Origin of the sequence: Microbacterium sp. NPDC064942, from assembly GCF_049545525.1 — a bacterium.
GTDB lineage: Bacteria > Actinomycetota > Actinomycetes > Actinomycetales > Microbacteriaceae > Microbacterium > Microbacterium gawkjiense.
The window spans coordinates 195,040-206,254 of the sequence record NZ_JBMWDR010000007.1; the positions used below are offsets into that span (position 1 = coordinate 195,040).

The window sequence follows — 11,215 nt, forward strand, 5'->3', positions numbered from 1 at the left end:
ACATCCTGCCCTGCTGGAGACCTGAGCGCGACGGTCTTGCGGATGCCGCGGCTACCGCGTCAGCGGGACCTCGATGATCTGGCGTCCCCCGGCCGGCGACGTCAACGCCTGGTCGAGCGCGCCGCGCGTCGTCACCCGGCGGTACTCCCACCCGTACGCGCGGGCGATCTCTTCGACACGTGCCGTCTGCGGCGTGAACTGCACCCGGTCGAACGCCTCGGCACCGGCGATCCCGGCAACCTCCAGACCGTCGAAGATCGTCCCGCCGCCGTCGTTGCCGACGATGACCTGGATCCGCGGCTCCCCCTCGGTCGGAGGATGCAGCAGCGCCCCCACGTCGTGCAGGAACGCCAGGTCGCCCAGCAGCACCCGCGTGACCCCCGGCGTCGCACCGCGCTGCGAGGCAGCCGCGATCCCGAGCCCTGTCGCGACCGTGCCGTCGATGCCGGCGAGCCCGCGGTTCGCGTGCACCGGCACCTTCTTGCCGCCGAGGATCTCGTCCGCCACCCGGACCAGCCGCGACGACCCGAACAGCAGCCGGTCGTGCGGCCACGTGGCCCGCCACACGGCATCCACCAGAACCGCCCGATCGACGGGCGCGCGGATCGCGCCGAGCTCGGCGGAGATCGCCCCCAACCGCTCGGCCGGCGCCGCCGACGACAGCGCATCGGCATCGGGCGCGGCGGGACTGAGGTCGACGATCTGCTCCCGCGACGCCCTCATCCACGCTCCGAGCCACTCCCGGTCCGCGGCCGCCGACGGAGCGGTCACGCCGTCCACGGCGACCGTCGTGCCGTTGAGGTTCAGCTGCTCGCCCGGACCGCGCACCGCGAGCACCTCGACGTCCGCGCGACTCAGCAGCCGGGCGACCTCGCGGCTCAGCGTCGGGTGCCCGAACACGACCGCCCGTTCGACGCGGCCGCCGAGCTCGGGGTCGGACAGCAGCCGCCGGTACCCGTGCACGAGATGCCGACCGAACCGCGCGCCGCTCACGATCTCGGCGATGAGCGGGTACCCGCCCTCGTGCGCCAACTGCTCGGCATCCGTCCCCGCATCGGCGCCCGCGACGACGACCGTCCGCGGCCCCGCCGCGAGCACGACCGGCTCCGCACCGGCGACCTGGAGCGCCGCACCGACGCCCCCGCCGCCCTGGTAGTGGGCGCCCCACTCCGTTTCGGCGGTCTCGTCGGCGGCGTCCGCAGGGTCGGATGCCGCGACGACACCGGTCGACGACGGCAGCCACTCCGGCAGCGCACCGGCGAGCGGCTCGCGGAACGGGACGTTGAGGTGCACGGGCCCGGCGACGCGGGATCCGGCGCCCACCGCGGCATCCCACCCCTCGTCGGCGGCGGCGCGAAACGGCGCCACCTCGTCGCCGTCGATCGCGTCCGCGAGCGCCTCGGCGACCGGCAGGTCGGATTCGAGTCGGACGAAGCCCGAGAACATCCCCGGCTGACGGGTGGCCTGGTTCGCGCCGACCCCGCGCAGCTCGGGCGGGCGGTCCGCGGTCAGCAGCAGCAGCGGCACACCGGAGTGGTGCGCTTCGAGCACGGCGGGGAGGAGGTTCGCGACCGCGGTGCCGGACGTGCAGATCACGGCCGCCGGCATCCGGTCCTCGCGTCCGATGCCGAGCGCGGTGAACCCGGCGACGCGCTCGTCGATGCGCACGTGCAGCCGGATGAGGCCGCGCGACTCGAGTTCGGCCGCGACCAGCGCGAGGGCCTGCGACCGGGAGCCCGGCGAGAGGACGACGTGGCGCAGCCCGCGCTCGATCAACCGGCCGAGCAGCGCCGCCGCGGCGTCGGTCGCGGGCGCGCGGCCGGATCCGTCGCGCGTCATGTCAGGAACGCGACCCGCGCGACTGCTCGTCGGAGTCGTCGTCCGCCGGCGGGTCGACGGGGCGCTCGCGCGGGTCGGGCGCCTCGGAGTCGAGGGCGGCGAGCTCCTCCTCGAGGCGGCGGATGCGCTCGTCCTGATCGCTCGTGGTGTTGAGGCGACCGAGGAAGTCGGGGTCGTCGTCGGGGGCGCGGAAGACCACCCGGTTCGACGAAGCGCGCGAGCGACCGATGACGAACCAGAGGATGCCGCCCACGACCGGCAGCAGGATCACGATGAGCAGCCAGATCGGCTTGCTGACCCCGCGGTGACGGGTCGGGGACTGCACGGCGCAATCGACGATGCTGTAGACCCAGAACGCGGCCAGCAGCAGCGCCAGAACGAGGTACACGCGCGCCATTCCTCCATCCTAGGCACGCGCCCGCGGCCCGAGGCGGCCGGGGCGAACCCCCGGGTGCACGGCCGTAGAATGGCGGTATGCGCGCCCGGTCAGCCTTCGTCTACGCGCTGCTGCGGCTGCTCGCCTTCTTCGTCCCGTTCGGGATCATGATGCTCTTCCCGGTGCTGCGCGAGCAGTACTGGCTCGCGGCGATCTTCGCGGCCCTGATCGGACTGAGCCTCTCGATGCTCTTCCTGCGTCGCCCTCTCGACGAGGTCTCGACCGGCATCGCCGAGACCCGCGCGGCGCGCAAGCGTGCCGCGGGCGACGAAGCCGTCGAGGACGCCGCGAACTGACGCTCAGGCGACGTACGCCCAGAGGATGAACGCGCTCCACGCGAGCGACGCGAGCGAGCTGAGCTGCAGCGCGACGATGAGCTCCCGCGGGGTGCGGTACGTCCAGACGATGAGCGTCGCCGACAGCGTCGCGAGCAGCACGATGAGCGACAGCCACGCCACCGGGTAGAAGACCGCCAGCACCGGCACGATGGCGAACGGCACGAGCATGAACACGGTGTAGAGCACCTGCGACGCGCGCTTGCCGATGAGCACGGTCAGCGTGCGCTTGCCGGCGACGCGGTCCTGATCGATGTCGCGCAGGTTGTTCGTCACGAGCACACCGCACGCGAGGGCGCCGACGGCGATCGAGGGCACCCAGGACTCCTGCGGCACGGACCCCGCCTGCACGAACGTCGTCCCGATGACCGCGACGGGGCCGAAGAAGACGAAGACGAACAGCTCGCCGAGGCCGAAGTAGCCGTACGGACGCTTGCCGCCGGTGTAGAACCACGCCGCGACGATGCAGACCGCGCCCACGGCGAGCAGCCACCAGAACTGCGTGCGGATGACGATCGCGAGGCCCGTGACGGCCGCGATCCCGAAGAAGAGGAGGGCTGCGATCAGGACGGCACGGGGGGCGACGCGTCCCGAGGCGGTGAGGCGGGTGGGGCCGACCCGGTGGTCGTCGGTGCCGCGGACGCCGTCGCTGTAGTCGTTCGCGAAGTTGACCGCGATCTGCAGCGACACGGCCACCACGAGGCAGCTGAGCGCGAGCACCCAGTGGAACCCGGCGCCGACGGCGATCGCCGCGCCGGTGCCGACGAGGATCGGGCTGATCGCGAGGGGCAGCGTGCGCAGCCGCGCGGCGCCGATCCAGTCGCGCGCCGTCACCGGGGCGGGTTTCGGCGGGGCGGACGAGACGCGCGCCTTCGCCGGGTTGCCGCGCGAACCGGAGCGCTTCGCGGCGGGTTTACGGGAGGTCTTTCGGGATGCGGCCACGAGCAAGGATCCTATTCGTCCTCCGCCAGCAGCCGTCGGAGCAGCGCCCGGTCGGGCTTGCCGCTCGTCGTCAGCGGCACGGCGTCGAGCACGAGCATCTCGCGCGGTCGCGCCGGCGCACCGATCGCCGCGGCGACGACGCGGCGCGCCTCGTCGAGGACGTCGGGCTCGGTCCGGTCGGCGAGCGCCGCCCGCGAGAGGACGACGACGGATGCCGCGCCCCACCGCTCGTCCGTCGTCGGCACGATCACGGCGCCCTCGAGCCCCGGCACGGTGCGCACGGCCTGCTCGACCCGGTCGAGCGAAACGTTCACCCCGCCGGAGACGATGACGTTGTCGCGGCGCCCCGTCACCCGCAGCACGCCGTCCTCGACGGACCCGGTGTCGCCCGTGCGGTACCAGCGGGTCCCGTCCGCCTCGCGCACGAACACCTCGGCGGTGAGCTCGGGCTCGCCGAGGTAGCCGTCGGCGAGCGTCGGACCGCTCAGCTGCACTTCGCCGTCCGCGATCCGCACCCGCACGCCCTCGAGCGGCCGCCCGTCGTAGACGCAGCCGCCGCTCGTCTCGGTCGACCCGTAGGTGCGGACGACCCGGGCGCCGAGGGCCGCGGCCCGTTCGGAGAGCGCGGGCGGTAGGGCCTGCCCGCCGACGAGCACGGCCTCGAACGAGGCGAACGCGCGGGCGACCGCGGCATCCCTCTCCCCCGCCTCGACCAGCGTCTGCACCTGCGCCGGCACGAGTGACGTGTACGTCGGGATGCGGCGCCCGCCCTCGCTCGCGGCCATCGCCGATGCGGCGGCGGTGAAGGTCTGCGCCGTGAACGAGCCTGCGAGGATCGCCGGGTCGCGCCCGGCGACGAGCGCGCGCACCATGACCTGCACGCCGGCGACGTAGGTCGCGGGCAGGGCGAGCATCCAGGCGCCGCTGCCGATCCGCTCGGCGGTCGCGAGCGCCGACGAGGTCAGCGCCGACCGGCTGAGCGCGACCGACTTGGGGTAGCCCGTCGATCCGCTCGTCGTGACGACGACGGCCGTGCCCGCGGGGACGTCGGTCGGAAGATCGGATGCCGCGCCGAGCGCGACCGCGGGCCCCGCACCGAGCACCGCGGACCGCAGCGCGCGCAGCACGTCGCGGGGATCGGCGGACTCGAGCGGGCGCAGCTGCATCGCGGGACTCAGAAGTGGTACGGGTACGGCGACCAGTCCGGGTCGCGCTTCTCGAGGAACGCGTCGCGGCCCTCGACGGCCTCGTCGGTACCGTAGGCGAGCCGCGTCGCCTCACCGGCGAACACCTGCTGGCCGACCATCCCGTCGTCGATCGCGTTGAACGCGAACTTCAGCATGCGGATCGCCGTGGGCGACTTGCCGAGGATCGTCCGGGCCATCGAGATCGCCTCGCGCTCGAGGTCGGCGTGCGGCACGACGCGGTTGACGGCACCCATCTCGTACGCGCGCTGCGCCGAGTACTCCTCGGCGAGGAAGAACACCTCGCGCGCGACCTTCTGGCCGACCTGACGCGCCATGTACGCCGAGCCGTAGCCCGCGTCGAACGACCCGACATCCGCATCGGTCTGCTTGAAACGCCCGTGCTCGGCGCTGGCGATCGAGAGGTCGCAGACGATGTGCAGCGAGTGCCCGCCGCCGGCCGCCCAGCCGGGGATGACGGCGATGACGACCTTCGGCATGAACCGGATGAGGCGCTGCACCTCGAGGATGTGCAGGCGTCCCGCCCGCGCGGGATCCGGAGTCGTCGCATCGTCAGCGGCGTAGGTGTACCCGTCGCGACCGCGGATGCGCTGGTCGCCGCCGGAGCAGAACGCCCAGCCGCCGTCCTTCGGGCTCGGACCGTTGCCGGTCAGCAGCACGACGCCGATCCTCGGGTCCTGCCGCGCCGTGTCGAGGGCGCGGTACAGCTCGTCGACGGTGTGCGGGCGGAAGGCGTTGCGCACCTCCGGCCGGTCGAACGCGATACGCGCGATCCGCCCGTCCGTCGAGACGTGCGCGGTGATGTCGGTGTAGGCCTCGGCGCCGGGCGCCGCAGTCCACTCCGCCGGGTCGAAGAGCTCGGAGACGGTCACCCGGCCAGCCTACGCGCGGGGCCGAGCCGAGCGGATGCCGCGCAGCGTCACACGCGCCGTCGCGAGGAGCCCCACACCCCTACCCTGGAGCGGTGATGTCCCGTGCCCTCCCCGCCCTCGCCGCCGCCGTGCTGGCGCTCACCCTGTCCGCCTGCGCGCCCGCCGCGCCGAAGGCCGGTCCCGGCTCGCCGTCGCCGACGCCGTCCGCCACGACGTGCACCGCCGACTCCGGGGTGACCGTCATCGTCGATGGCGGGAACCTGCCGGGCGCGGACGAGGTCGCGCTCGACACGTGCGTGCCGGCCGACGAGCCGATCGCCGCGACCGACGCCCTCGCCGCCGCCGGGGTCGAGCTCGAGGGGACGACCGAGTACGGTGACGCCATCGTCTGCCGCGTGAACGGCCTGCCCGCAGCCGACGAGCCCGTCGGATCGACCGAGGACCCCGACTACGTCGAGTCCTGCGAGAGCATGCCCGCCGGCTTCGCGTACTGGGGTCTGTGGGTGCGCCCGTCCGCCGACGCGGAGTGGGGCTTCGCGCAGGAGGGCATCGCGACCCTGCAGCTCTCCCCTGGCGAGAGCCTCGAACTGCTCTTCTCGCTCGACGGCGAACCGGCGGCGCCGACGCCGTGACCGTCCGACCCGGACCGCTGCGGGCCGCGACCGCCGTCGCGGCCGGGTTCGTCGTGGTCCGGGTGCTGTACCGCGTCCTGTTCGGCGGTGCCGACGGCGGCGGGACGCTCCTCCTCGACCTGCCGTCCTGGCGCCTGCCCGCGCCGTTCGCGCATGTCGAGGTGCTCGGCCCGGTGACCGCCGGCGGGATCGCGGAGGCCGCGGCATCCGCTCTGCCCATCGCGGTGCCGCTTCTGATCGTCGGCGCGCTCGTCGCGGTGCTCGACGTGCCGCGACTTCTCGCGCGCGGCGCACGTCGCGGCCCGGTGCAGGGCCTCGCCCGCGCCCTCGCGCTCGCGTGGGCGACGCTCCCGGCGCTGGCCGACGCGGTGCGCGCCGCGCGGCGGGCCGCGCGCCTTCGCGGCGAGCGCGCCGGCGTGCGGCTGCTCGCCCCGGTCCTCGAGCGCACGCTGCAGCGCGCCGTCACCCTCGGAACCGCGCTCGAACTGCGCGGGTACGCCGGCTCGGGAGCGGTCGCGCAGGCCGACCCCGTCGTGCGCCTCGACGGCGCCGCGTGGGGCTTCGGCGATCGGACGGTCGCGGCCGTCGACCGGCTCGACCTGACCGCCGGCACGCTCACCCTCGTCGTCGGTCCCACGGGCGCCGGCAAGAGCACCCTCCTGCGCGGACTCGCCGGTCTGCACACGACGACCGACGGCGGATGGAGCGCCGGGATGTTCGACGTGGTCGGGATGCCGCGCGCCGCGCGGCTGCCGAGGGACACCGCCCGGTCGGTCGGGGTCGTGCTGCAGGACCCGCGTCAGGGGTTCGCCGCCGAGCGCGTCCGCGACGAGATCGGACTGGCGCTCGACCTGCGCGGCGCGGCGACGCCCGAGATCGATGCGCGGGTCGCCGAGACCGCGGAGCGCGTCGGGGTGACGGCGCTCCTCGACCGCCGCGTGCGCGAGCTGTCGGCCGGTGAGGCGACCCTCGTCGCGATCGCGGCCGCGGTCGTCGACGCCCCGGCACTGCTGCTCGTCGACGAGCCGCTCGCGGATCTCGACACCGCCGCCCGCGCCCGGATCGTCGCGCTGCTCACGGATCTCGCTCGCCGGTCGGGCGTATGCGTCGTCGTCGCCGAGCACCGCGCGGACGAGTTCGCGGGCGTCGCGGACGGCGTCATCGGCGTCGGGCGGCGGGAGGAGGCGCCGCTGCCGCGTCCGGGCGCGCGACAGGTCGGCGCGACCATCCTCGAGGCGCACGCGGTGACCGTCCGCCACGGCGCGCGGACCGCGGTCGACGGCGCGGACCTCCGCGTCGCGGCGGGCGAAATCGTCGCCGTGCAGGGGCCGAACGGCGCGGGCAAGTCGAGCCTCCTCACGGCGCTCGCCCTCGGCGCGCCGGGGGTCCGGGCGACCGGCCGCGTCGCGCTCGTGCCCGACGCCTCGGACGACCTCTTCGTCCGCGACACGGTCGAGGCCGAGTGCCGTCACGCCGACCGTCGGGCCCGCACGACCGGCACCGCCGCCGTGTTCTTCGACCTGCTCGGGATGCCCGCGGACTCGCCCGCGGCGACGGCGCTGAGCCGGCGGCATCCGCTCGATCTGTCCGCCGGACAGCGACGGTGTCTCGCGATCGCGATCCAGTGCGCCCGGCGACCCGCGGCCCTGCTCGTCGACGAGCCGACGCGCGGCCTCGACCCCGCCGCCCGCGCGCTCGTCGCCGCGGCGCTCGTGCGCACCGCCGAGGCCGGCGCCGCCGTCGTGTTCGCGACGCACGACGCCGAACTCGCGGGCGTGCTGGCCGACCGCGCGGTGCGGATCGACGGCGGCGTGCTGCGTCCGGGCGGCCTGCGGTCGGATTCGGAGATCGTCGCGGGATTCGGATCGAACGTGTCCCCGGCATCCGAATCCCGCGACGTCGTCCGAATCCGCAGTCACGCGGATGCCGCGCCCGCCCGCCCGCGCTCGCGCGGCCTCGTCCTGCTCGCCGCCAACCTGCTTGCGGCCGGCGCGTTCGCGTGGCCGCTCGTCGCGGCCGCGCTACCGTCGCAGGCGCAGGCCGCGGCGCCCGTCATCGCCCTCGCGCTCGCCCCTCTCGCGGTCGTGCTCGTCGCGACGGCAGTCGACGCGTCGATCCGCTCGGCCCACACGCTGGCGCTGCTGGCGACGCTCGCCGCGATCGGCGGCGCGATCCGGCTCGCGTCGACCGGGGTCGGCGGCGTCGAGGCGCTGTTCGTCCTGCTGATCCTCGCCGGCCGCGCCTACGGCGCACGGTTTGGGATGCTGCTGGGCGCCGCGTCACTGCTGCTGTCGTCGCTCGTGTGGGGCGGCGTCGGGCCGTGGCTGCCGTTCCAGATGTTCGCGTGCGGCTGGGTGGCGGCAGGCGCCGCTCTCCTGCCGGCGCGGGTGCGGGGGCGCGGCGAAGTCGTGATGCTGGCGGGGTACGGGGTGATCGCGTCGTACCTGTTCGGCCTGGTCATGAACCTCTGGTTCTGGCCGTTCGCCGTCGGCGCGGGGACGTCGATCTCCTACGTCCCCGGCGCGCCGCTGACCGAGAACCTCGCGAGCTTCCTGCTCTACTCGCTCGTCACTTCGACGGCGGGATGGGACACCGTGCGCGCGGTCACCACCGTCGTCGGGATCGCGCTCGTGGGACGCCCCCTGCTGCGCTCGCTGCGCCGCGTGAAGCCGGTCTCGGCGCCCGTCGCAGTGCCCGGGACGCCCGAACCCGTCGCCGTCGTGCGAAGCTTGTAGGGCGGCCCTCACCCCCGACGAGCGCCGCGGAGGGACCCCCGCATGAAGATCACGAGATCATCCGATTGGCGGGACGCTCTTCCATTCGAGACGCCCGTGCTCGCGGCCGAGGCCGTGCCCGGCGAACCGACCCGCTGCGTGAGCTGCCCCGCCGGCAGCGAGCCGCGCGACCGCACCGAATTGTGGGTCGTGAAGCACCGGCATCCCAACAATCACGCGGGCTTCGTGCGGTATTACTGCGCCGAGCACGCCCCGAAGACCGCGCCGCCGCCCGCACCGTCGATCGCGAGCCCCGGGCGGGCCCGCGGTTCGGCGGCCAAGGCACGGCCCGAGCGCACCGTCGCCCCCAAGCGGCCCGCGGCGTCGCTCGACGTGGTGCGGGCGATGTGCCCGGACTGCTTCGTCGAGGTCTCCGCGACCGGCGTGTGCGGGATGTGCGGCCAGCAGGTCGCCTGACCGCGGATCAGGGCTCGGTGGGCGCGGTGTTCGACAGCCACCACTCCTCGAGGTGATCGATCGCGGCAGCGGGCAGGAGCCCCGAACTCGTCGAGAGACCGGTCGTCTCGTCCCCTCCCGCGGTCTGGAGGCTGCGCAGCAGCAACACCGATGTGCCGAGGACGGTGACCCGTAGGTGTGGCTCTTCACCTTCGCGGACCTCATACCGCAAGACGCCCCCGTCCGCCCGCTCGACCACGCCGTCGCACGACGCGATGAGGCCCACGAGTGGTGCAGCGGCAGCTTCCGAGGCTGATCCGAATCGCCAGACGGATGCCGCATAGGCGAACTCGACCCCGGGGTCGGTCTCACTACTGACGCGCGCGGACAACTGCTCAATCGCACCCGCCGCGAACATGTCGTCGGCGGGCTCGGAGTAGGCGGGGGTGTCACCGACTGCCAATGTGCACGCCGCCGCCGGATAACCCGGCTCTGTCTTGGCCGGGGCGCACGCGCCGTCGCCCCGTAGGTACCGCGCCGACGTCCACTGCATTGTCCATACCTCGTCGATCCCCGGCATCCGGTCTACCGAGTTCGCCACGCCGAGATCATCGCTCGCGTCCACCGTGCACGCGGCGGCGCCAGCGGGGGACGATACGACCGTCCGGGACGGCGTCGGAGCCGGCTTTTCCTCGGACTCGATACTGGCTGTCGAGACACATCCCGTCAGCACGAGGGCCGGTCCCACAAGGAGGACCGCGATCCGAAGCAGACGCATCCTCGCAGTATGCCGTGTCCGAGCCCCCGCCTACCGTCGGCACGGTGACGGAACCGGTGCGGTGGTGGTGGCAGCGGCGCCAGTTCTCGCGCGGCGTCGACGTGCCCTACCCGGTCGGCACGTACCGGTCGGCGTGGGCCGCCTACCCCGAGCTCGTGCGGCAGTACCACCCCGACCTCAACGAGGGAATCTCGCTGTCGCAGATCCCGCCCGCGGCCGACGTGCTGCTGTGCTGGGAGTGCACGGCCGGCCACCGGTTCGCCGCGACACCCACCGAGCAGCGCGAGCGGCCCGGACGCGTCCGGCGGCGGTCGGCCTGGTGCCCCGAGTGCTCCGCCCTCGCGGCGCCGCGACCGGTGAAGGCGGTACCGAAGCGTGCGGTGTCGACCGTTTGCGAGAAGATCCCCGACCTTCCCGTCGGGGAGCCCTTCGTCAGCGAGTGCGCGCCACGACCGGCATCCACTGCCGAAGGCCGACTGCGCCTGCAGCTTTCGCAGGCGCTCCTGTTCACCGAGGGGATGACGGCGGTGCGCGTCGGGCGACCGTTCTTCCGGCACCGCGAGGTGTGGCCCGACATCCTGCTGCCCGAACTGCGAGTCGCGATCGAGTACGACACTCCGGGCCGTCACGGGCTCGAGCACGTGGGGCGGCGGGAGGCATCCGATCGTCGGAAAGACGCCCTGCTGCGCGCCGCGCGCTGGGAGGTCGTGCGGGTGCGCACCGGCGGGCTCGAGCCCCTCGGCCCGCACGATGTCGTACTGCGGACGGCGGGCACGAAGACGGTTCCGGCGATCCTCGACGCGCTGCGTGGGATCCGCGGCGACCTGGTCGTCGACGCCTACCGGCGCTGAGTCAGATCGGCTCGTCCCAACCGATCACGCGGGCGTTGCCGAGCGGCACCGTGCCCGGTGCTAGCTGTACTGACCCGGATCGTTGTTGACGTAGGAGAAGCCTCCGGTGTCGAGTTGGAGCTGTCTAGTTCTGCAGCTCGAACACACGGAGGCTT

General features: G+C 73.9%; 11 protein-coding genes. 5 read left to right on the forward strand and 6 right to left on the reverse strand.

Annotated features, from left to right (window positions below; translation table 11 throughout):
* Positions 1–51 precede the first annotated feature (51 nt).
* Both menD and ACPEH2_RS12775 read right to left on the reverse strand, forming a co-directional pair.
* On the reverse strand, positions 52–1,839 hold the full coding sequence (gene menD, locus ACPEH2_RS12770; protein WP_359919593.1) for a 2-succinyl-5-enolpyruvyl-6-hydroxy-3-cyclohexene-1-carboxylic-acid synthase: 1,788 nt from the start codon (positions 1,837–1,839) through the stop codon (positions 52–54).
* A gap of 1 nt (position 1,840) precedes the next feature.
* On the reverse strand, positions 1,841–2,236 hold the full coding sequence (locus tag ACPEH2_RS12775; RefSeq protein WP_253035346.1) for a PLD nuclease N-terminal domain-containing protein: 396 nt from the start codon (positions 2,234–2,236) through the stop codon (positions 1,841–1,843).
* Between the two features lie 77 nt (positions 2,237–2,313).
* Here ACPEH2_RS12775 and ACPEH2_RS12780 point away from each other — a divergent pair, with 77 nt between their 5' ends.
* Positions 2,314–2,571, forward strand: coding sequence for a DUF4229 domain-containing protein (locus tag ACPEH2_RS12780; protein ID WP_217530681.1), 258 nt, complete (start codon positions 2,314–2,316; stop codon positions 2,569–2,571).
* 3 nt (positions 2,572–2,574) lie between these two features.
* On the opposite strand, the gene ACPEH2_RS12785 is transcribed toward ACPEH2_RS12780, so the two are convergent.
* The 3 genes from ACPEH2_RS12785 to ACPEH2_RS12795 are packed head-to-tail and all read right to left on the reverse strand — an operon-like array spanning position 2,575 to position 5,629.
* Entirely contained in the window at positions 2,575–3,552 is a 978-nt protein-coding gene (locus ACPEH2_RS12785) for a 1,4-dihydroxy-2-naphthoate polyprenyltransferase (protein ID WP_217530679.1), read from the reverse strand.
* A gap of 11 nt (positions 3,553–3,563) precedes the next feature.
* On the reverse strand, positions 3,564–4,718 hold the full coding sequence (locus ACPEH2_RS12790) for an AMP-binding protein (RefSeq protein WP_359919595.1): 1,155 nt from the start codon (positions 4,716–4,718) through the stop codon (positions 3,564–3,566).
* Positions 4,719–4,726: 8 nt separating this feature from the next.
* Entirely contained in the window at positions 4,727–5,629 is a 903-nt protein-coding gene (locus tag ACPEH2_RS12795; protein ID WP_359919597.1) for a 1,4-dihydroxy-2-naphthoyl-CoA synthase, read from the reverse strand.
* A 95-nt stretch (positions 5,630–5,724) separates the two neighbouring features.
* Between ACPEH2_RS12795 and ACPEH2_RS12800 the strand changes: the two genes are divergently transcribed.
* Genes ACPEH2_RS12800 through ACPEH2_RS12810 form a run of 3 tightly spaced genes read left to right on the forward strand, consistent with a single transcriptional unit; the run spans position 5,725 to position 9,452 of the window.
* The gene (locus tag ACPEH2_RS12800) at positions 5,725–6,261 is read left to right on the forward strand and encodes a hypothetical protein (RefSeq protein ID WP_359919614.1); all 537 of its coding nucleotides are present in this window, start codon (positions 5,725–5,727) and stop codon (positions 6,259–6,261) included.
* On the forward strand, positions 6,258–8,996 hold the full coding sequence (locus tag ACPEH2_RS12805) for an ABC transporter ATP-binding protein (protein ID WP_359919599.1): 2,739 nt from the start codon (positions 6,258–6,260) through the stop codon (positions 8,994–8,996). The genes ACPEH2_RS12800 and ACPEH2_RS12805 overlap by 4 nt, the downstream gene beginning before the upstream one ends.
* Before the next feature lie 42 nt (positions 8,997–9,038).
* Positions 9,039–9,452 carry a glucose-6-phosphate dehydrogenase gene (locus tag ACPEH2_RS12810; RefSeq protein ID WP_359919601.1) on the forward strand — a complete coding sequence of 138 codons (414 nt, stop codon included), beginning with the start codon at positions 9,039–9,041 and terminating at the stop codon, positions 9,450–9,452.
* Between the two features lie 7 nt (positions 9,453–9,459).
* Here ACPEH2_RS12810 and ACPEH2_RS12815 read toward each other — a convergent pair whose 3' ends face one another.
* The gene (locus ACPEH2_RS12815) at positions 9,460–10,032 is read right to left on the reverse strand and encodes a hypothetical protein (protein WP_359919602.1); all 573 of its coding nucleotides are present in this window, start codon (positions 10,030–10,032) and stop codon (positions 9,460–9,462) included.
* Positions 10,033–10,253: 221 nt separating this feature from the next.
* Between ACPEH2_RS12815 and ACPEH2_RS12820 the strand changes: the two genes are divergently transcribed.
* Positions 10,254–11,060, forward strand: a complete 807-nt coding sequence (locus ACPEH2_RS12820) for a zinc-ribbon domain-containing protein (RefSeq protein ID WP_359919604.1) — start codon at positions 10,254–10,256, stop codon at positions 11,058–11,060.
* Positions 11,061–11,215 lie beyond the last annotated feature (155 nt).